Genomic DNA, 20,476 nt, shown 5'->3' on the forward strand with positions numbered 1-20,476 from the left:
CTCTCCTTTTTAAATTAAAGTCTTCTCTGAATGGTAATTCTCAGACGCTCCGCAATCGGAATCACGATGATAGCGGCCACGCCAATCTGTACCAGGTTACCAGGAATGGATGTAACCGGAGCGACCCAGTTGCCATAGATAAAGCCCTCGGCAATGTAGTAGCCAACCACTTTAATCACGCAGGCAGCGGCGATAGCCAGCGTGTTCCAGCCGTAGCCATGATGCTTCTCGGTGACAGCGCCTACGGTGAAGCCCATAAGGCCTACAATCACGAAGGTGAACGGAGCCCAGAGATACCAGCCGGACAGCAGGTCAAAAAGACCCATTCCGAAGGCTCCTGCCAGGGTTCCGGTGCGGCGTCCGAAGATGATAGCCGCTAGGAAAAGCGGTACATTTCCCAAGTGAATCAGTCCGCCGTTGGCTGCGATGGGCAGGCGAAGGTTTACAAATGCGGTAAAGATATAGGTGAGCGCAATCAGCATTGCATCGATAACAAGTTCCTTTGTGGTAATGCCGCTCTTCTTTACTGCGGCTGCTTCTGTAATCTGCATAGATAAATTTCTTGCAACTGTTCTGTAACGGACAGTTCCAATTTCCTCCTTCTTATTTCCCCAGCAGTTTCTGTGGAATCCATACAGAGGTGCACGACTCTGTTTTCCTGCTGTTGTTAGGTGCTACTATAACCTCTGACTGGCTGTTTTAAAATAGCCAGTTTTTGATAAAACAACCAGTCCAGTTATAAATTTTTGATAAAACATACAGAAAATGTGGGAAAATACAATAAGTATTGTAAAATCGCGGATTATACGGTATTATGGAAAAAGATAAATAACAGGCTGAAGCGCTTGCTGCTGAGGTCGTATGAACGTGATTCAGATGTCTTACAAAGGGGGCGGCAGTATGGAAGAACAGAGCAAAGCAATCGTAGAGGGGAAGCCTCTCGAGTATCCTGAGATCGTGCAGGATACGGTAGAGGTAGAGTTCCCGGAGATAACAGATTTTGTGAGGAATATGAAATTGAAGAGCGGAATATTTGGATTTCAAAAAGAAGATGTCTATGAGAAAATGCAGCAGTTGAATAAGATGTACCAGAGCCGGGCCCAGCAGATGCGGGACCAGAACCGGGGACAGCTAAAGCAGATGCGCAGACAGCAGCAGGAAGAGATTGAGGATATGAAAGCACGGCTGGCCGCAGAGCGCGCCCAGGAGCAGCAGAAGCTGGCCGAGGAGCAGCAGGCCATGAAAGAAAAATTCGACGCGGAGCAGAAGGAAGCTTACGAGAAAATGCAGGAACAGATCGCCGCTGCCCGGGTAGAAATCCGTCGCGAAATGCAGGCGCAGATGCAGGAAAAAGCCGATCAGCAGAAGCGTGAGCTGACCATGATCAGCGAGGAACTGGAGCGCCTGAATGAGAGGTTCCTTCTGCTGAAGACGAGAATCGGAGAACTGGCGGAACAGGAGTAGACTGACACAGATGAGAATAGAACAGCTTCAGTCCGTGGACGAGGTACTGGAAGAACGAAAAGAAAAGTTATACAGACGGAAAGAGTTCCGGCGCTTTATTGTAGAATGTATCGTGCTGGTAGCGCTGGTCTACGCAGCGTTTCATTATGTAATTGGCCTGGCAGTCGTTAGTGGCAGTTCCATGGAGCCGGGTCTGACAGATGGGGAAATGGTGCTTTTCTACCGGTTAGATGAGACTTATCAGAGAAACGACCTGGTGATTATCCACCGGGCAGACGGTGTGGAATACATCAAGCGCGTGGTGGCGGAGCCCGGTGACGTGGTAGAGCTCTCGGAAGAAGGCAGCCTTATCGTTAATGGAGAGAAGGACGCGACGGTTACGGCTGTCGGCAAAACCGAGGCCCTGTCGGAGAACATTACCTATCCCTATACGGTTCCCGCAGACAGCTATTTCGTGCTGGGTGACAACCGGGAAAATTCCAAGGATTCCAGAAGCTTCGGAGCCGTGACGGCGGACGACATCACCGGACGGGTGTTTGTGTATATGGGGATGACGAGATAAAGGTAGGAGGAAAAGACCTGAAGTGCCGACTTCAGGTCTTTCTATGTTCAGACTTGGATATTTCCCATAAAATGAGGAGTGCCCCGACGTACCAGGTACGCCGAGGCTATTATGAAAAAATTTATCTATATGTGTAGTGAAAGCATTTTTATTGTTAAGAGGTTGTTCCCTTAACTTGAATACAGTATAGCAATTGATTATGAATAAATTATGAACGAATTGTGAATTTAATGTGAAAACGCACAAAATACTAAAAAAAGAAAAGAAAAAACAGGACAAAATAAACAAAAAGCATAAAAGTATCCGAAAAGGTGGCTCGGCAAAACGCAGAGAAACAATAGAAAACAGGGAGAATAAATCGTGCAGTCCGCACAATACGGATGAGTGTCCGTGAGAGACGGAACTAAATGGTGGAGCACAGCGCGAAATTATGTCGTAATTTCTGTGCATCGCAAAGCGTTTCCAGTGGATGGAGTGCACAGTAAAAAATACAGGAATCCCTCTTGTATACAGGGCCGCGGCAATGGTAAAATAGGGGCAACTGATAGTTTACGAATAAAAGGGGTTTAAAATGGAAAAAGACAATACCAGACCGGTGTATATCATCGGTCACAAGAATCCGGATACGGATTCCATCTGTTCGGCGCTGGCCTACGCGTATCTGAAGAACACCCTGGAGGGCGGTGGATATATCGCGGCGCGGGCAGGACAGCTGAATCAGGAGACACAGTATGTGCTGAACTATTTCCAGGCGGAAGCGCCGGTGTACGTGGCCGATGTGATGACGCAGGTAAAGGACATCGAGATCCGCAAGACCGAGGGCGTACAGAGCAATCTGTCCCTGAAGCAGGCCTGGAATCTGATGCGCCGCATCGGGGCGGTGACCCTGCCGATTACCAAGGATCAGAAGATTGAGGGATTGATCACCATCGGCGACATCGCCACCTCCTATATGGACGTGCTGGACAGTAAGATTCTGGCTCAGGCCAATACCCAGTACCGGAATATCATTGACACTCTGGAAGGTACGATTCTGGTGGGCTCTGCGGAAGACTATTATAACAAGGGTAAGGTGCTCATTGCGGCAGCGAATCCGGATCTGATGGAGGACTACATAGAGGAGGGCGACCTGGTTATCCTGGGTAACCGCTACGAGTCCCAGCTGTGCGCCATCGAAATGCGCGCGGGCTGCATCATCGTCTGCGAGGGCGCGAAAGTCTCCATGACCATCAAGAAGCTGGCCCAGGAGCACCACTGCGTAGTCATCAGCACGCCCCACGATACCTTTACGGCGGCGCGCCTGATTAACCAGAGCATGCCGATCCGCTACTTTATGAAGTCCGACAACCTGACCATTTTCAATGTCAATGAGAAGACTGACGATATCAAGGAAATCATGGGTCAGAAGCGTTACCGGGACTTCCCGATCGTGGACAAGGACGATAATTATATCGGCATGATTTCCAGACGGAACCTGTTGAATCTGAAGCGCAAGCAGGTTATCATGGTGGATCATAATGAGGAATCCCAGGCCGTGGACGGAATTGATCATGCAGAGATTCTGGAGATCATCGACCACCATCGTCTGGGCACGCTGGAGACCATGTCTCCGGTATTTTTCCGGAACCAGCCGCTGGGCTGCACCGCGACGATCATGTATCAGATGTACCAGGAGCGTGGCGTGGAGATTCCGAAGAAGATCGCGGGTCTCTTATGCTCAGCTATCATTTCCGATACATTGATGTTCCGTTCTCCCACCTGTACGGCCATTGACAAATCGGCTGCGGAGCATCTGGCGCAGATTGCGGGCGTTGATATCGAAGATCTGGCTATCGATATGTTCTCTGCAGGCAGCAACCTGGGTTCCCGTACCGCGGAAGAGATTTTCTACCAGGATTTCAAGCGCTTCGATGTGGGAAATGTGGAATTCGGCGTGGGTCAGATCAATTCCATGAATGCAGTGGAGCTGGAGGAGATCCGCGAGAAGCTGATTCCCTATCTGCCTGTGGCGCACCGGGAAAGCGGCCTAAACATGATTTTCTTCATGCTTACCAATATCATCAAGGAGTCCACCGAGCTTCTGTGCTACGGTCCCAACTCCGACACACTGGTGAAGGAAGCCTTCCAGCTGCCGGATGATGGCGACAGCTACGAGCTGAAGGGACTGGTATCCCGTAAGAAGCAGTTGATTCCGTCCCTGGCGGGCATGATTCAGCAGATGGAAGAAATGAGATAATTTACAAGATATGGAAAAGAAAAAACAACACTGGAGAGCAGGCAATATGCTCTATCCCCTCCCGGCAGTTATGGTAAGCTGTGGAAGGGAAGGTGAAAAACCAAATATTATTACGGTGGCGTGGGCCGGGACGATTTGTTCCGACCCCGCTATGGTATCCATCTCCGTAAGACCGAACCGGTATTCCTACGATATTATCCGGGAAACCGGCGAGTTCGTCATCAACCTGACCACGAAAAAGCTTGTGAAGGCCACCGATTACTGCGGCGTGCGTTCAGGCCGGGATGTGGACAAGTTCGCGGAAATGCATCTGACGCCGGGCAAGGCGGAGCATCTTAAGTACGCGCCCACCATCGAGGAGAGTCCGGTCAATATCGAATGCCGCGTAACGGAAGTAAAGGAGCTTGGAACGCATCATATGTTCCTGGCAGAAGTGTTGGGCGTGACGGTAGACGAAGCCTATATGAATGAAAATGGCCGTTTCGAGCTGAACAGTACCGGATTGGTGGCTTATTCCCACGGAACCTATTTTGCGTTGGGCGAGGAGCTTGGCACCTTCGGATACAGCGTGAGGAAGAAGAAGCCGATGAAAACCGCAAAGAAGAAAACCAAGAAAGACAGCAAAAGCAGCAAAGGAAAGGGCAGAAAATGAAGAAAAACGTCGTACTGATTGGAATGCCGGGAGCTGGAAAAAGCACCATTGGTGTCATTCTGGCGAAAATGATGGGAAAGGATTTTATTGACGCGGATCTGGTGATTCAGAAAGAGGAAGGAATGCTTCTGAAGGACATTATCAAACGGGACGGCCCGGACGGTTTTCTGGCCGTGGAGAACCGGGTCAATGCGGGACTGAATCCGGGAAATGCAGTCATCGCCACCGGCGGCAGCGTAGTGTATGGCGAGGAAGCCATGAAGCATCTGGGTGAAATCAGTGTGATTGTATACCTGCGTCTTTCTTATAAAGCAGTGAAATCCAGACTTCACGATGTGAAGGGCCGCGGCGTGGTGCTGCGGGACGGACAGACCCTGCATGATCTTTATGTGGAGCGGGAGGGTCTGTATGAGAAATACGCCGATGTGACCATCGAGGAGGACGGTCTTAACGTGGAAGAAACCTTAGAAAAGACTTTACAAGCATTGGAAATGTTGGTAAAATAGAAAATGTTACGAAATTATTACACCTCGGAGCTGCTCCGGGGTGTACTTGAGATTAAAGAAGTTAAAAAACCCAATGAAGAAAAAAAAGTTATTTTGGAATAAAAAATCACAGCTTGTATTCGCGGAATCCGTGATGATTACCTGCGGCTGTATGCTGCTGGGCGTGCCGCTCATCGGAAGCGGCTTCGGAAGCGGTGACAGCTACTACGAGGTTACGCTGGCGGGCAAGACCGTCGGATCCGTCAAGAACCCGTCCGTGGTGGAAAATGCTTACTTGCAGGCCAGAGCCCGCATTTCCAGAGAGACTGACGGCCTGGTGCTGGCGGATGTGGAGTACGAGCTTGACAAGGTGCCGAAGATCTTCGGTTCCACCATGGACAGCGATACGCTGACCGACGCTTTTTACAATGAGCTGACCCAGATTGTGGCGAAGGCCAAGAAAAAGGCTTACCTGATGAAGATTAACGAGTTCACGGTGACGCTGGGAAGCTATCAGGACGTGATGGACGTGCTGTATGCCACCAAAGACCGGTATGATACGGACAATGAGTTTCAGATCAACATCGTATCGGATGCGGCCCGGGAGCTGAATGTATACACAGTAGAAGTATCAAAGCAGAACACGGCAGAGGAGACTGCCGCGGAGGTGGCGAAGCTGGGCGGTATCGCCGGAATCGGCGACGCCTGTGCGGGTATCGGTGAATATGATGTGAGCCAGGCCGTGGAGAGTGTCATTACGAAGACTGTCACAGAGGAAGATGTGGCGGAAGAGAATGCTGCAGACAATGGGGAGATGCAGGCAGAAGGCGACGGTCTGCGTTCCGTGGATTTCGCGGAAAAAGTGGAGATTGCCGAGGCTTATGTATCAGCAGATGAGATTACACCGGCAAGTGAGGCCATTGATCTGGTGACCAAGGATACGGCAAAGAATGAAGTATACGAGGTGAAGGCGGGAGATACTCTGTCTGTGATAGCGAACAGCAATGGACTCCGCGTGGCGGAGGTGCTGGCACTGAACGAGGGCATGAGCGAGAATACGGTACTCCATGAAGGTGACGAGGTCATCATCACCGTGCCGGAGCCGGAGCTTTCCGTGGAGACCGTGGAGGAATCCACCTATCAGGAAGAATATTACGCAGACGTTCAGTATATTGATAATGACGAATGGTATACCACCAAGAGTGAGGTGCGCCAGGAGGAGCAGCCAGGTTATCATGAGGTAACGGCGCTGATTACGAAGAAAAACGGCGTGGAAGAGAATCGGGATGTGATTTCCGAGACTGTTCTGCAGGATCCGGTGCCGAAGATTGTGGAGCGCGGTACCCAGACGCCGCCCACCTATATCAAACCGATTTCCGGCGGACGCTTTACTTCCGGATTTAAGAAAAGATGGGGCCGGATGCACAAGGGTGTCGACTGGGCATGTCCGATTGGAACGGCAGTTATGGCTTCCTGCGGCGGTACGGTCGTGCAGGCAGGCTGGTCCAGCGGCTACGGTAACTGTATCACCATCCGACATCCGGACGGTAAGCAGACCCGCTATGGACATCTGAGTAAGATCCTGGTATCTTCAGGCCAGAAGGTAACGCAGGGTCAGAAGATCGCCCTGAGCGGTAATACAGGACGAAGTACGGGACCTCATGTGCACTTTGAGATTATTATCAATGGCAGTCAGGTGAATCCGCTGCCGTATCTGAATTAAACAGAGAGACGAAAAAGTGACCTTTCCGAAGAGGAGGGTCACTTTTTTTATATAAAAATCAGGTCAAACAGCCTGCAAAAACTGCTCCACATAAAACAGCGCCGCGCCGATGGCGGGCGTGTACTGCCCATGGGTGCCGACGAGAATTTGCTTCCGGTCAACAGCAAAGGGTGTGGAAGCATTGATGCGCTCAGTCAGCCAGCCGATATCCTCCTCAGTAAAATAAGGAGCCAGATAACCGCTGAGGATGATAGGGGCGTCAATGACCAGATTCAGATTTTTCATGGCAAAAGCCAGGTGATTCAGGTAATCTTTCCATAGCTGTGTGAACTGTGGGGAGTTCCCTTCCCGCAGGAGAGGAAAAAATTCCTTGACGGGAAGCCCGGAAGCCTGTTCCAGGGAATTGGCGGAGCAGTAGGTCTCCAGACAGCCGCGGTTTCCGCAATAACATAAGGGACCATCCGGGTTGACGCACATGTGCTCGATGGTTCCGCTGTGCATGGAACTGCCCTGATGAATCTGGTGATTGGTGATGATGCCGCCGCCCATATTACAGTTTAGTAGGAAAATCACAGCGTCATCAAGATCCGGGTGATTCCACAATTCCAGAAAAGTGGCAGATTTGGAGTCATGCTCCAGATGGCAGGGCCAGGGAAGCAGACAGGAAAAATCGTCCACCTGCATACCGGTATTGCCCATAATGCTGCCGTAGGTTACGGCTGTGTGATCCGGAGAAGTGATTCCCTGGGTAGCAATAGAGACCCCCAGAATTTTTTCAGAGTCATATTTCTGGCGGGCGATAAAATCCAGGATTTTTTCAGACACCTGTTCATAGTAAGCGGCTGTGTTTTCGTAGGGAAGGGGAATGGTCTCTGTGCAGAGTGCATTTCCGTATAAATCTACCGCAGTTATATGAAACATCTTTTTCAAAATACCGATTCCGATAGAAATCCTAAAATCGGGAACAATCCGGATAGCATGGGCCTTACGCCCTCCGGTGGAATCAAAATATCCGTTCCGTTCAATCAGGCCTTCTTCCTCCAGCAGGTTCAAATTCTGGCTGACAGTAGATAAACCCATCTGCAGATCCTGCACAATCTGCTGCTTGGACACAGCCTTAGTTTTATAAATATATTGATAGACCTTGGAACGGTTGATTTTTTTCAGACTGATCGTCGTTAACCCCTTTTCGCTCATAAAATGAAATCCCCCTGATAATATTACAAGATAAGAGTAAGTATTACGTTTAATCACAGTATAAAACAAAAAGCTGGTAAAAGTCCACAAAAAATCAAAATAAAGATTGGCGTAATTGCCAATAGACGAATGAATCGGCAACATATATACTATACTTACAGTTAAGACATAAGCACAAGTAAAACGCGTAATAAACTATTTAAAGGAGAAGAATAACATGAAACTCACAATGGATGGAATCAAAGATCGTAACGCATGGGAAAAAGCAGGAATCCAGCTTCCGGGATATGATGTGGAAGCAGTTTCCGAAAAGGCAAAAAAAGCGCCGTGCTGGGTACATTTTGGAATCGGCAATATCTTTCGTGTCTTCATCGGAGGGATTGCGGACGGACTTCTGGAGGAGGGAGCGTTGGATCGGGGGCTTACCTGCGTGGAAACCTTTGATTATGATGTAGTAGATAAAATTTACGTACCCTATGACAACCTGGGTTTAAGCGTGATTCTTCACGGAGACGGAACCAGAGATTACAAAGTGTTGGGATCTCTGGCGGAGGCCGTGAAAGCACAGGCGTCCGATCCGGCACAGTGGAATCGGCTGAAAGAGATTTTTGTGAATCCGTCCCTGCAGCTGGTGTCCTTTACTATCACGGAGAAGGGCTACGCATTGCAGAAAGCGGACGGAAGCTGGTTCCCGTTTGTGGAGGCAGATATCCAGAACGGACCGGAGAAAGCAGTCGGCGCTATGGCTGTTGTGACGGCTATGCTGTATGAGAGATATAAAGCAGGAAGTTATCCACTGGCTCTGGTTTCCATGGATAACTGTTCTCAGAATGGCGCGAAGCTTCGCAGATCGGTGCTGACCATGGCGGAGGAATGGAAGAATGCGGGCTATGTAGACGAAGCTTTCCTGGCATATATCGGCGACGAGAAGACCGTAGCCTTTCCCTGGACTATGATCGATAAGATTACACCGCGTCCCAGCGAGCAGATTGCGGCGGATCTGGAAGCACTTGGTGTGGAGGATATGCAGCCGGTCATTACCGGAAAGAAAACGTATATTGCCCCGTTCGTAAATGCGGAGAAGCCCCAGTATCTGGTTATCGAAGATAGCTTTCCCAATGGCCGTCCGGCTCTGGAGAAAGGTTTTGGCGTCTATATGGCAGACCGGCATACGGTCAACCTGGCAGAGCGCATGAAGGTAACGGTATGCCTGAACCCGGTGCATTCCGCTACCGGTCCGCTGGGAGTGGCTCTTGGCTATGACTTATTTGCCCATATGCTGAATACAGATGCGGACATGATGAGAATGGCCCGTATGGTAGCTTACGACGAAGGTCTTCCGGTGGTACAGGATCCGGGAATTCTCTCTCCGCAGGCTTTTGTGGATGAATTGTTTAACGATCGTTTCCCCAATGAATATCTGGGAGATACCAACCTGCGTCTGGCAGTGGACGTGTCCCAGATGGTAGGCATCCGTTTTGGCGAGACCATCAAGGCGTATGTGGAGAAATACGGCGACGCTTCCCGCCTGACAGCCATCCCGCTGGGAATCGCAGGCTGGCTGCGATATATGCTGGCGGTCGATGATGCGGGCAATACCTACGAGCTGGCGCCGGATCCCATGAATGAGGAGCTGCAGGAGCAGTTAAAGGATATTGCAGTGGGTCGGCCGGAGACCTTTGCGGATCAGCTGAGACCGATTCTTTCCAATGAGCGTCTGTTCTTTATCGATCTTTATAAAGCGGGCGTGGGAGAGAAGATTGAAACGATGTTCCGGGAGATGCTTGCAGGACCGGGCGCAATCAAAGCAACGGTACATAAGTATGTAAACGCGTAAAGAAAAACGACAGGGGAGAAGAAAATGATAGAGCCGACAAGATTACTCATTGCGGCGGCAGCCGGATTAATCCGGGACTTCCGTCGAATATCCAGGAGGTGAGGGAGGAAGAGGAGGCGAAGCTTCCGGCATTTTCCACGGTGTTGTGCATCATTCTGGTGCCGCTGATTCTGATTTTATGCAGTACGGTTTCAGGTTATATTCCAGGTATTGATGCGGTGCGTCCGGTACTTGAGTTTCTGGGAACTCCGTTTGTGGCGTTAATCATCGCGGTTTTACTGGCCATGTATTTTCTGGGAAAAAGACAGGGCTATGACGGAGAGCAGCTGAAGAAGATTATGGATCGCTCCCTGCGGCCGACCGGTCAGATTCTACTGGTCATCACCGGAGGAGGTATTATCCGCTGGGTGCTGCAGGATTGCGGTATGGGCGAGATTATCGGACCGGCTCTTCAGAAGAGCGGCCTTCCGCTGGTGCTGGTGGCATTTCTGATAGCGGCGCTGATTCGCGCGTCGGTAGGTGCTGCTGTGGTGGCAATGACCATGGCGGCAGGGATTATGGCTGCTATGCCCGGCGTGGCGGAGCTGCCGCCGGTGTATCTGGCAGCTATGGTCTGTGCTATCAATGGCGGAGCTACCGCATTCAGCCATGTGAATGATTCCGGTTTTTGGCTGGTGGGGTCATTACTGGAAATGGATGAGAAGACCACCCTGAAATCCTGGACCATGATGGAGACGATTATAGGAGTAACCGGTCTGGTCTGCGCGATTGTGATCAGCCTGTTCGCATAGGAGGAAAATAATGATTGCAAAGGTAATACTGGGAACCATGCAGAATGCGAGAAAGCTGGTAAGCATTGCGGAATCTGTTCCTTATGACGCGGAGCTGTGCAGCGGCCGCTATGTGGTGGACGCCAAATCCATGCTGGGCGTCTTAAGTATGCCGGATTTCCGTACCGGTGAGCTGCATGTGCATACGGACAATGAGGCGGAGTGCGAAAACATCTTATTTCGGCTTTTGGACGCGGGTATTCTGGCGGATACGAATGACTCTGTCTGCCGTTCTATCTATGACGTTACAACGTTCGGCGAGATTCTGATTGATTTTACTTCCCAGGGAGTAAATGAGGATGGACAAATGCTGTATGCCAGAAATCCAGGCGGCGCTCCGGCCAATGTGGCTGTGGCTGCCGGAAAGCTGGGAGCTCATACAGCGTTTCTTGGAAAGGCCGGAAAGGACGCACATGGAGAATTCTTGCGCGAGGTATTGAAAAAAGAACAGGTGGACACCTCCGGCCTGATTTTGGACAAGGAATATTTTACCACGCTGGCCTTTGTGGATGTAAAGGAAAATGGCGAGCGTACTTTCTCCTTTGCCAGAAAGCCGGGCGCAGATACAGAGATACGAAAAGAAGAGATAGACATTGACGTGCTGGATCGAACGAATATTTTCCATGTGGGTTCACTGTCCCTGACAGCACAGCCGGCGCGGGACACCACCTTGTACGCAGTGAAAAGGGCGCGGAACAAGGGAAGCCTCATTTCCTATGATCCCAATTACCGGGCGTCCCTGTGGCCGGACGAAGAGACGGCAAAGCGGCAGATGCGAAGCCTGATTCCGTATGTGGATCTGATGAAAATTTCAGACGAAGAGACGGAGCTCCTGACAGGAGAGAAGGATGCGAAAAAGGCGGCGGAAGCTCTGTGTTGCCAGGGAGTGAAGGTGGTCGCAGTGACAATGGGCGGGGATGGAGCCTATATTTATTGCAGAGACGGCGGAAGTCTGGTTCCGGGCTTTCAGGCAGAGCGGATAGGCGATACGAACGGAGCCGGAGATTCCTTCTGGGGCGGATTTTTATATAAAATCAGTACTTCCGAAAAACGGCTGCAGGAGCTTGCAAAGGAAGAACTTGTGGAATATGCCAGGTTTGGCAATGCGGTGGCCAGTCTCTGCGTGGAGAAAAAGGGTGCAATTCCGGCGATGCCGACTTTGGCGCAGGTGGAAACGCGCATGAAAAGAGCATAGCAGAAAAAAGGGAAGCGTGAAGAACATGAATGGTTCTTTGACGCTTCCCTTTTAATTTGATTTATACCACCGAAAATCCCTTATTCTTCAGACAAACTTCGACTTCTGCCGTGTCCGCGGTCTGGAACACCAGGACCGGCTTGCCGGAGGCGCGGTTGAAGGACAGGTAGATGTAGTTGATGTTGATGTTGCTCTCGGCCAGGGCCTTTAAGAGCTTGTTCAGGTTGCCAACCTCGTCTTCGACTTCGACGCCGATGACGGAAGTAAGCTTGCACAGGTAGCCGACTGCTTCCAGGGCCTCCATGGCTCTCTGCGGGTCAGAAACAACCATACGATTGATGCCGTACTCTGCGCCGTCGTTGGTGCAGGAACCCCAGATATTGATATTCTCATCGGCCAGCACCTCGGTGATATTCTGCATGGTGCCTTTCTTATTTTCCGCATAGATCGATAACTGCTGTAACATAATGTAACTCCTCCTCTTTCATTTCAAAAATATAAAATCAGGGAATATATCCCACGGCTTTAGAACTTCGCAGTGCGAAACTATCCCTATCATAACACAGGCAGCCGCATTTTACAATGGTATTTAAAAATAGATTATGATATAATGTCGTGAGAATTATATCCTGCCGGATGGCATCCAAAGCGAAGCGGCATATCCGAAGGATATGGAAACCTGAAAAATGAATGGATAAAATAAGTATAACATATGGAAGAATTAAAAGCATTATTGGAAAAATATTTAAATGAAAATCTGGAACTCATCACCTTAAGCGCCCCCAGAAAGGGGCGGGAAGAGCTGAAGACCCGGGTCCGTCCGGTGCTGCTGCGGAACGAATTGAAATTCCAGTTCGAGACATTCCGCGGGCCCAAGGCCTTTCACGAAAATCTGCCCCCGGTGGAGGCGGTAGACCGAATCGCTGAACTGATGACGGATGTCTTCTGTCAGCTTCAGCTGCAGGCCGCCGCAGGCCAGGTGACAGCCCTGGTGAGCAAGAAGGGTAAAATCACGGTCAGGGAAAAGCGGGGAACCGCCGGAAAAGCCGCGCCGGAAGCCCTGCAGGACGCAGGAGTAAAACGGACCGCGCTTGCCCATAATAAAAAGAAGAGATACCTGCTGGAGGAGGGCCGTCCGGTGCCCTTTCTGGTAGACCTGGGCGTCATGACCCCCGAGGGTAAGATCGTCCACGCCCGTTACGATAAATTCCGCCAGATTAACCGCTTCCTAGAATTTGTCGAAGACATCCTCCCGGCATTGCCGAAAGACCGGGAACTGACGATTCTCGATTTCGGCTGCGGTAAATCCTACCTGACTTTCGCCATTTATTATTATCTGCGGGAATGTCAGGGGCTGGACGTGCGGATCATCGGTCTGGATCTGAAGGAAGATGTCATCCGTAAATGCAGTGAGCTCAGCCGTAAATATGGTTACGATAAACTAACATTTCTCCAGGGAGACATCACCGGATACGAGGGCTGCTCCCGGGTGGACATGGTCGTGACGCTGCATGCCTGCGATACGGCCACCGATTACGCCCTGTACAAGGCGGTCAGGTGGGGCGCCAGCGTCATCCTTTCCGTCCCCTGCTGTCAGCATGAACTGAATAAGCAGATAGAAAATGAGATCCTGGCCCCGGTGCTGAAGTATGGCCTCCTGAAAGAGCGTATGTCCGCCCTGATTACCGACGGCCTCAGGGCCGAGCTTCTGGAGCAGCAGGGCTACGACACCCAGATTCTGGAATTTATCGACATGGAGCATACGCCGAAGAACATCCTGATCCGCGCGGTGAAGCGGAAGAATGGAAAGAAGGCGGAGGAGGCGTCTGCGGTAGCCTTTGAGGCCTGCACGGAAGCTCTGCGCGCAAACCTTACTCTGGAGAAGCTTCTGAGCGCAGGAACATCCCCGGCGGAAAGCTATCGTTCCAGACGAAAAAATACCGAAAACGCGAAAGGAGAGAGCCGGTGAAAAAGCTAGTCATAAGAATTGCGACCATTGCAGCGGCTTTCCTTCTGGGCGTGGCCGGTATGAGTTATTTCCTGATGACGGGTAATACAGATTCTACTGCGGAGATGGCCGAAGCCACCCTGCCGCTGATCTACATGGAACGCCAGGGCCGGGACCTGAACCTGCTCCATGGCTACACGAAAAGCATGGACGCCGCCACCATCCGCGATGCGGTTTATCCGCTGCCGAGTGATCGGACCGTCAGCTTCCGGGTGGAGTATCCGGACGCGAAGGTGCAGAACATCTATTACGAGGTGCGAAGTGTTGACACCACCCGCCTGATCGAGGACGGCGAGCTGACGGATTACAGCCGCGAGGGTCGGATGCTGACCGTGGATCTGAAGCTGAAGGATTTGCTGGACGACGGCGGGGAATACCTTCTGGTCATCCGCCTGGGTCTTGAGAAGGAGCAGGAGGCCTATTATTACACACATGTGAAAAAACTGAATGACAACCATCTGGACGAATGCCTGGCTTTTGTGGACGAGATTCACAGCGCCCTTTTCGACAAAAATAATACCGTCAGCATCGCCCAGTATCTGGAATCCGACGACAGCATCAGCAATAAATCCCTGGCCCATGTGTCGATTCATTCCAAATATAAGCAGCTCATCTGGGGCGACATGGATGTGCAGGAGCCGGACACAACAGACGTCCGCACCTATGTGACTGAGGCAGACAACTCGGTGACGTCCGTGCGTCTGGAATATCCGTTGACCTATGTCAACGACGCGGAGGAGACCGAAACCTACGAGGTGACCGAATCCTATCGGGTGCGCTATACCTCACAGCGCATGTATCTGCTGAATTACGACCGGAAGGTGGACCGCGTTTTTGACCCCGCCCTGGACATTTTCACGAAAAAGGGCGTGGAGCTGGGCATCCTGGATACGGCGGTGGAATACCGGAAAAATGACGAGGAAAATATCGTTGGCTTCGTCCAGAACGGTGAACTATGGTGCTACGATGTGGCCCAGAACAAGCTGTCCCTGGTTTTCGGCTTCCGGGAGGGCGATGACCTCCGGGGCTCCTATGACGAGCACGCCATTCGCATCCTGAAGGTGGATGAATCCGGCAGCATGGATTTCCTGGTGTACGGCTATATGAACCGGGGCACCCACGAGGGCGAGACCGGCGTGGCCCTGTACACCTATGACGCGCTGACCAATTCCGTGGAGGAGCGGGTCTTTATCGAGAGCCGGGAGTCCTTCGCAGTGCTTCAGTCCAAGCTCGGGGAAATGGCCTATGTGAATGACGACGGTCAGTTCTACATTTTCCTGGATGGTGCAGTGAATCGCATCGATTTGAACACCATGGAGTATGAGACTGTGGCGGACGGCATCGCCTCAGGCAGCGGCATGGTTTCTGAGGACGGCCATCTGGCGGCCTGGCATAAGGAGAATTCCCTGTATGCCTCCCGGAACGTGGCCGTGCTGAATCTGGACACCGGCAAGAGCCGGGAGGTACAGGCGGATGATGGCTATTATATCCGGGCGCTGGGCTTCATGGGAACTGATTTTATCTATGGAGAGGCCCGTCAGAGCGACGTACAGAAGGGGCTGACCGGCAATGAGCTGTTCCCCATGGGCCGCATCGTCATTGAAAATGAGCAGGGCGAGCTGGTCCGGGAATTCGACTACGAATCCCAGGGCAAATATGTGACCGACATTTCCATCGAGAGCAACCGCATTTCCCTGAACTGTGTGCAGCGGAGCGCGGACGGCAGCTACGTGGAGGCGGATCCGGAGCCCATCACGAATAAAACCACGGAGATTGTGGAAAAGATATCCTTAGAGACGAAGTCCGGCGAGCCCAAGAAGCAGGAATACTATTTCGCGCTGTCAGGCACCAGAGGCAGCGGAAAGCTTCGCATCCTGATGCCGAAGCAGGTGGTCTACGAGGGCAGCAGAACCATTGCCCTGGGAAATGAGACAACCGACCTGCGTTACTATGTATACAATTTTGACGGCACCTTCGGAGGCGCATTTACAGGAGCCAATGAGGCTGTGCGGACCGCCAATGAAAATATGGGCGTTGTCGTGGACCGGCAGCAAAATGTCCTGTGGACCCGGGGCGGCCGGAAGACCCGGACCGATCTGGGAACCATGAGCAATCCGCAGCAGAAGGACGGCGAATCCGCACTGCAGGCGGCGCTGGAGATTCTGCTGGGCGCCCAGAAGACCTACAGCGACGTGGGCGCATACCTGGCCCAGGGCTATACGCCCTATGAGATTCTGACGGAACAGACCGGAGACCGGGTGCTCGATCTGTCCGGCTGCTCCGTGAGCATGGTACTCTGCTATGTGAGCCGGGGCTATCCGGTACTGGCGTTGGAGGGCGGAAGCAATGCAGAGCTGATTACCGGCTATGACCCGCAGAATATCATCGTCACCGACCCGCTGACCGGTGAAAGCAGCAAGCGCGGCATGAATGACAGTACCCAGCAGTTCGCCGATTTGGGTAATTTGTTCCTGGTGTGTCTGCCGGAGACAGAAAACTAAAAATTGCTGCGTAGAGTGGACAGTAAAAGCGAGACAGACGGGAGTGCGCAGAAAGCGGGCTCCCGTTTTACGCGAGCAACGAGTCAAAGTCCGTGCTTGCACGAGACCTTGACGGTGCTAAGCGCCAGTGGCGCTTGTTCAGCACTGACCGAAGTGGAACGTAGATGCCGCGATAACGAGTAAAATTCGCGAAGCGTATTTTACTCGTTGCGAATACAAGACTTTTGAAACTTTATGATATCAGGAGGAAAATGATTATGGATAAGAGAATCCGAACCTTAGCAAAAAATCTGGTACATTATTCCTGCAAGGTAAAACCGGGCGATAAGGTATATGTCCACTACACCGGCCCATCCACCGAAGATCTGGCGCGGCAGATTATCAAAGAAGTGTACGCAGCAGGCGGACAGCCCTTCCCCCACTACACGAACCCGAAGGTACAGCGGGAAATGCTGCTGGGCTGCACGGAAGAACAGCTTCGCCTGATGGCTGAAATCGACGCGGCAGAAATGTCGAAGATGGACTGCTACATCGGTGTGCGCGGCGGCGACAATGTGTCAGAGTATTCCGATGTCCCTTCGGAGAAAATGCATCTTTATGAGACTCTGTATGCCACGCCGGTTCATCACAATATCCGGGTGCCGAAGACACGGTGGGTGGTTCTGCGCTATCCGAACGATTCCATGGCCCAGCTCTCCGGCACCAGCACCGAAGCCTTCGAGGACTTCTATTTCGATGTCTGCAACCTGGACTATTCGAAGATGAGTGAGGCCATGAAGCCGTTGGTAGAGCTGATGAACCGCACCGACAAGGTGCGTCTGACGGCGAAGGATACCGACCTGACCTTCTCTATCAAGGACATTCCGGCCATCGCCTGCGACGGACAGATGAACATCCCGGACGGCGAGGTTTACACCGCTCCGGTGCGCGATTCCATTAACGGCGTCATCACCTACAACACCCCGTCCATCTGCCAGGGCACCACCTTCGAGAACATCCGCCTGGAGTTCCGGAACGGCAAAATCGTGAACGCTACCGCGAACAACACCGAGCGCCTGAATGAAATTCTGGATACCGACGAAGGCGCCCGCTACGTGGGTGAATTTGCCATCGGCGTGAATCCCTATATCCTTCAGCCCATGAAAGATATCTTGTTTGATGAGAAAATCATGGGTTCCATTCACCTGACTCCAGGCAACTGCTACGACGAAGCGCCCAACGGCAACGTCAGCGCCATTCACTGGGATCTGGTGCTGATTCAGCGGGAAGAATTTGGGGGCGGCGAGATCTGGTTCGATGACCGCCTGATCCGGAAGGACGGCCGTTTTGTCGTGCCGGAGCTTGAGTGCCTGAATCCGGAGAAGCTGATATAAGGTAAAAAAGTTGAAGACCTACCTTAGTCGCATTGAAGAGGGAGAGCGGGACTGGAAGAGAATTTGTAAATCGTAATAAGCAAGATCAGAGTAAAATGAAAGCTGTGGGTAGATCTGGATGGAGATACCACAGCTTTTATTAAAATGCATATCGCAAATTGCACGAACCATGGTGCAAAACTAGTTATTTTGTTAAAAGTAACAAAAAGATAAAATATAGACAATAAGAAATAAACAAATTAACGAATGAAAAGGGGGAAGAAAGATGGAAAATGTTAAATTATTCCGAATTGATTACCGTTTATTGCATTGGCAAACGGGCGTTTTGTGGCAACAGGCGACAAATGCAACAATGATTTTGGTTGTAGGAGATGCAGTTGCGGGAAACAAGGTGCAGGTTAGTGCAATTAAAATGGCAGCTCCGAAAACCGTAAGAACAGAAATCGTGTCTATGGATAAGGCAGTGGCCTTTTTGAACGGTCCAAAGGCTTCGAAATTTGTGATTGAGTTGATTGTGGAAAACACAAAAGATGCATTGGAGCTTGTGAGACGGGTTCCGGGGCTTCGGAATGTAAATGCGGCTTTAATGAAAACTTTGCCGGGGAAACGGTTACTGACTAAATATCTGGCGGTTGATGACAAAGATGTTGAGAATTTTAAAGAGATGATCGAACTGGGGGCGAAAGTGGAATGCTATACAGTTCCGGGGGAAAAGGCAGTAGATATTACAAAATATATTAACTAGGGAGAAAAATTATGATAGTAGAAGCTTTGCTGTTGAGCTTGGTAGCGTATTTTGGGTATTGCAGTAACAAATTTTTTGGAGATTCCATGTTGAATCGTCCGCTGGTTACAGCGACATTGACAGGCCTTGTGCTTGGAGATTTACAGATGGGTTTGGTTATGGCGGGAACGTTGGAACTGACATGGATGGGTGTTATGTATCTGGGCTTATCTATGCCGTCAGATGTTACAGCGGGCGCAATTATCGGAACGGCGTTTGCTATTTTGAGTAATTCAGATGCTTCTGTAGCATTGGCAATTTCAATTCCGGCAGGTATGCTTTGTGCGTACCTTGCAACGGCAATCGAGGTTGCAATTAGTTTCCTGATGCATAAATGTGACGAGTATGCAGAAAAAGGTGAGGTTGGAAAAATAAATGCAATTCATTTGGGTGCAGGTTTTGTGAAAGCGTTTATTACCAGTTCAGTCGTATTTATTACAATTGCGATAGGTACTGATGCGGTTTCCAGATTAGTAGACAGTTGCCCGGAAGGAATCATGAACGGTCTGAATGTAGTGAGTGGATTGTTACCGGCATTGGGTTTTGCTATGCTGTTAAATATCATGTGGGATAAACGGTTTGTGGCGTTTATGTTTATAGGATTTATTTTAGCAGTATATCTGGAAATGCCGGTAATGGCTATTACAGTTATTGCAGGAGCGGCTGCAGTTATTTATTTTTTCCTGTCTGAGGGGAAAGAATCAGTGCAAGAAGAGGATGATTTATTCGGTGATGATGATGACAATGGAATAATGGAAGTAGAGGAACAGATAGTAGGGGAAATCGATCCGGCAAAAAAGATTAATAAGAAAGATATAATTTCTGTGTTCTGGAGAACATTTTGTCATGAGGCTTCTTACAACGCAGAGAGACAGCAGGCGCTCGGATTTGAATTTTCTCTGACAAAAGTGCTGAAAAAGCTTTATCAGGATGACAAGGATGCTTATTGTGAAGCATGTAAAAGACATACGGAGTTTTTTAACTGCACTTCTCAGGTAGTCAGTTTCCCTGTGGGTGTGGTTCTGGCCATGGAAGAGAAGAACGCAAACAGTAAAGAGAAAAATCTTGGGCCGGCAATCAGTGCAGTTAAATCAGCTCTGATGGGTCCGATGTCGGCAATAGGAGATACATTTTTCTGGGGATGTTTTCGTGTAGTATCAGCTTCTGTTGGAGCAACGCTGTGCATGGAAGGAAATGTTCTTGGTCCCATTGTATTTGTTATACTTTATAATGTCCCGAATATTCTGACTCATTGGTTTGGAGTGACCCTTGGATATAAACTTGGAGAGAATTTTATGAATATTCTCGGACAGGACGGACTGTTTCAGCGACTTACGGAAGCGGCATATGTTTTAGGACTGACAGTGGTAGGCGCAATGACGGCAGGATATATCAACATGACATTTGGTTTACAGATGACAATCGGAGAGTCTGTAGTGTCATTACAGAGTATATTTGATGATATTCTTCTGAAATTACCGGCGCTGGCATTGACACTGATTATTGCATGGCTTATGCGTAAGAAAAATGTAAAGGCGGCAATTGTTATTATTTGCTTGGTGGCAATAGGACTTCTTTGTGGAGCTTTTGGAATTTTAGTATAAAGGAAATCGGGTACAGAGGAAACGA

General features: G+C 50.4%; 17 protein-coding genes. 14 read left to right on the forward strand and 3 right to left on the reverse strand.

From position 1 onward, the window contains the following. Window positions 1–14 precede the first annotated feature (14 nt). On the reverse strand, window positions 15–551 hold the full coding sequence (locus ACESZP_RS07680; RefSeq protein WP_349165248.1) for an ECF transporter S component: 537 nt from the start codon (window positions 549–551) through the stop codon (window positions 15–17). Window positions 552–900: 349 nt separating this feature from the next. Here ACESZP_RS07680 and ACESZP_RS07685 point away from each other — a divergent pair, with 349 nt between their 5' ends. The 6 genes from ACESZP_RS07685 to ACESZP_RS07710 all read left to right on the forward strand — a co-directional run bounded on the left by ACESZP_RS07685 (window position 901) and on the right by ACESZP_RS07710 (window position 7,122). Then, window positions 901–1,464, forward strand: a complete 564-nt coding sequence (locus ACESZP_RS07685; protein WP_178038143.1) for a hypothetical protein — start codon at window positions 901–903, stop codon at window positions 1,462–1,464. 10 nt (window positions 1,465–1,474) lie between these two features. Beyond that, a complete protein-coding gene (lepB, locus tag ACESZP_RS07690) occupies window positions 1,475–2,026 on the forward strand; it encodes a signal peptidase I (protein ID WP_178038144.1) in 552 nt (183 codons plus the stop codon). 571 nt (window positions 2,027–2,597) lie between these two features. Then, a complete protein-coding gene (locus tag ACESZP_RS07695) occupies window positions 2,598–4,262 on the forward strand; it encodes a putative manganese-dependent inorganic diphosphatase (RefSeq protein ID WP_499708624.1) in 1,665 nt (554 codons plus the stop codon). 10 nt (window positions 4,263–4,272) lie between these two features. Continuing rightward, complete coding sequence (locus ACESZP_RS07700; protein ID WP_499708626.1) at window positions 4,273–4,914, forward strand: flavin reductase family protein; 642 nt, start codon at window positions 4,273–4,275, stop codon at window positions 4,912–4,914. After that, on the forward strand, window positions 4,911–5,420 hold the full coding sequence (locus ACESZP_RS07705) for a shikimate kinase (protein WP_178038147.1): 510 nt from the start codon (window positions 4,911–4,913) through the stop codon (window positions 5,418–5,420). Before ACESZP_RS07700 ends, ACESZP_RS07705 begins: the two co-directional genes overlap by 4 nt. 73 nt (window positions 5,421–5,493) lie before the next feature. Then, window positions 5,494–7,122: a peptidoglycan DD-metalloendopeptidase family protein gene (locus ACESZP_RS07710; RefSeq protein ID WP_499708628.1), complete on the forward strand. Its 1,629-nt coding sequence runs from the start codon at window positions 5,494–5,496 to the stop codon at window positions 7,120–7,122. A gap of 63 nt (window positions 7,123–7,185) precedes the next feature. Here ACESZP_RS07710 and ACESZP_RS07715 read toward each other — a convergent pair whose 3' ends face one another. Next, window positions 7,186–8,319, reverse strand: coding sequence for an ROK family transcriptional regulator (locus ACESZP_RS07715; RefSeq protein WP_499708630.1), 1,134 nt, complete (start codon window positions 8,317–8,319; stop codon window positions 7,186–7,188). Window positions 8,320–8,536: 217 nt separating this feature from the next. Here ACESZP_RS07715 and ACESZP_RS07720 point away from each other — a divergent pair, with 217 nt between their 5' ends. The 3 genes from ACESZP_RS07720 (at window position 8,537) to ACESZP_RS07730 (ending at window position 12,181) form a co-directional block, all read left to right on the forward strand. Next, window positions 8,537–10,156: a mannitol dehydrogenase family protein gene (locus ACESZP_RS07720; RefSeq protein ID WP_178039503.1), complete on the forward strand. Its 1,620-nt coding sequence runs from the start codon at window positions 8,537–8,539 to the stop codon at window positions 10,154–10,156. Window positions 10,157–10,254: 98 nt separating this feature from the next. Continuing rightward, window positions 10,255–10,947 (forward strand): GntP family permease, encoded by a 693-nt coding sequence (locus ACESZP_RS07725; protein ID WP_499708633.1) that lies wholly within the window; start codon window positions 10,255–10,257, stop codon window positions 10,945–10,947. 10 nt (window positions 10,948–10,957) lie between these two features. Beyond that, complete coding sequence (locus ACESZP_RS07730; protein WP_178039502.1) at window positions 10,958–12,181, forward strand: PfkB family carbohydrate kinase; 1,224 nt, start codon at window positions 10,958–10,960, stop codon at window positions 12,179–12,181. Between the two features lie 61 nt (window positions 12,182–12,242). Here ACESZP_RS07730 and ACESZP_RS07735 read toward each other — a convergent pair whose 3' ends face one another. Continuing rightward, the gene (locus ACESZP_RS07735) at window positions 12,243–12,647 is read right to left on the reverse strand and encodes an ACT domain-containing protein (protein WP_178039501.1); all 405 of its coding nucleotides are present in this window, start codon (window positions 12,645–12,647) and stop codon (window positions 12,243–12,245) included. 246 nt (window positions 12,648–12,893) lie between these two features. Here ACESZP_RS07735 and ACESZP_RS07740 point away from each other — a divergent pair, with 246 nt between their 5' ends. The 5 genes from ACESZP_RS07740 to ACESZP_RS07760 all read left to right on the forward strand — a co-directional run bounded on the left by ACESZP_RS07740 (window position 12,894) and on the right by ACESZP_RS07760 (window position 20,451). Continuing rightward, window positions 12,894–14,150, forward strand: a complete 1,257-nt coding sequence (locus tag ACESZP_RS07740) for a methyltransferase (protein ID WP_178039500.1) — start codon at window positions 12,894–12,896, stop codon at window positions 14,148–14,150. Continuing rightward, window positions 14,147–16,690 carry a hypothetical protein gene (locus ACESZP_RS07745; protein ID WP_499708636.1) on the forward strand — a complete coding sequence of 848 codons (2,544 nt, stop codon included), beginning with the start codon at window positions 14,147–14,149 and terminating at the stop codon, window positions 16,688–16,690. Before ACESZP_RS07740 ends, ACESZP_RS07745 begins: the two co-directional genes overlap by 4 nt. Before the next feature lie 257 nt (window positions 16,691–16,947). Further along, window positions 16,948–18,063, forward strand: coding sequence for an aminopeptidase (locus tag ACESZP_RS07750; RefSeq protein WP_499708638.1), 1,116 nt, complete (start codon window positions 16,948–16,950; stop codon window positions 18,061–18,063). A 265-nt stretch (window positions 18,064–18,328) separates the two neighbouring features. Continuing rightward, entirely contained in the window at window positions 18,329–18,808 is a 480-nt protein-coding gene (locus ACESZP_RS07755) for a PTS sugar transporter subunit IIB (protein ID WP_178038389.1), read from the forward strand. 11 nt (window positions 18,809–18,819) lie between these two features. Further along, on the forward strand, window positions 18,820–20,451 hold the full coding sequence (locus ACESZP_RS07760; protein ID WP_178038388.1) for a PTS system mannose/fructose/sorbose family transporter subunit IID: 1,632 nt from the start codon (window positions 18,820–18,822) through the stop codon (window positions 20,449–20,451). Window positions 20,452–20,476 lie beyond the last annotated feature (25 nt).

The sequence above is a fragment of the Candidatus Dorea massiliensis AP6 genome, from assembly GCF_964245105.1.
GTDB lineage: Bacteria > Bacillota > Clostridia > Lachnospirales > Lachnospiraceae > Laedolimicola > Laedolimicola intestinihominis.

Bases quoted from the DNA above. Each gene is read 5' to 3' on its own strand.
- ACESZP_RS07755 (WP_178038389.1), top strand. From the start codon at position 18,329: ATGGAAAATGTTAAATTATTCCGAATTGATTACCGTTTATTGCATTGG.
- ACESZP_RS07685 (WP_178038143.1), top strand. From the start codon at position 901: ATGGAAGAACAGAGCAAAGCAATCGTAGAGGGGAAGCCTCTCGAGTAT.
- ACESZP_RS07720 (WP_178039503.1), top strand. From the start codon at position 8,537: ATGAAACTCACAATGGATGGAATCAAAGATCGTAACGCATGGGAAAAA.
- ACESZP_RS07695 (WP_499708624.1), top strand. From the start codon at position 2,598: ATGGAAAAAGACAATACCAGACCGGTGTATATCATCGGTCACAAGAAT.
- ACESZP_RS07760 (WP_178038388.1), top strand. From the start codon at position 18,820: ATGATAGTAGAAGCTTTGCTGTTGAGCTTGGTAGCGTATTTTGGGTAT.
- ACESZP_RS07730 (WP_178039502.1), top strand. From the start codon at position 10,958: ATGATTGCAAAGGTAATACTGGGAACCATGCAGAATGCGAGAAAGCTG.
- ACESZP_RS07750 (WP_499708638.1), top strand. From the start codon at position 16,948: ATGGATAAGAGAATCCGAACCTTAGCAAAAAATCTGGTACATTATTCC.
- lepB (WP_178038144.1), top strand. From the start codon at position 1,475: ATGAGAATAGAACAGCTTCAGTCCGTGGACGAGGTACTGGAAGAACGA.
- ACESZP_RS07740 (WP_178039500.1), top strand. From the start codon at position 12,894: ATGGAAGAATTAAAAGCATTATTGGAAAAATATTTAAATGAAAATCTG.
- ACESZP_RS07680 (WP_349165248.1), bottom strand. From the start codon at position 551: ATGCAGATTACAGAAGCAGCCGCAGTAAAGAAGAGCGGCATTACCACA.
- ACESZP_RS07715 (WP_499708630.1), bottom strand. From the start codon at position 8,319: ATGAGCGAAAAGGGGTTAACGACGATCAGTCTGAAAAAAATCAACCGT.
- ACESZP_RS07700 (WP_499708626.1), top strand. From the start codon at position 4,273: ATGGAAAAGAAAAAACAACACTGGAGAGCAGGCAATATGCTCTATCCC.
- ACESZP_RS07705 (WP_178038147.1), top strand. From the start codon at position 4,911: ATGAAGAAAAACGTCGTACTGATTGGAATGCCGGGAGCTGGAAAAAGC.
- ACESZP_RS07735 (WP_178039501.1), bottom strand. From the start codon at position 12,647: ATGTTACAGCAGTTATCGATCTATGCGGAAAATAAGAAAGGCACCATG.
- ACESZP_RS07710 (WP_499708628.1), top strand. From the start codon at position 5,494: ATGAAGAAAAAAAAGTTATTTTGGAATAAAAAATCACAGCTTGTATTC.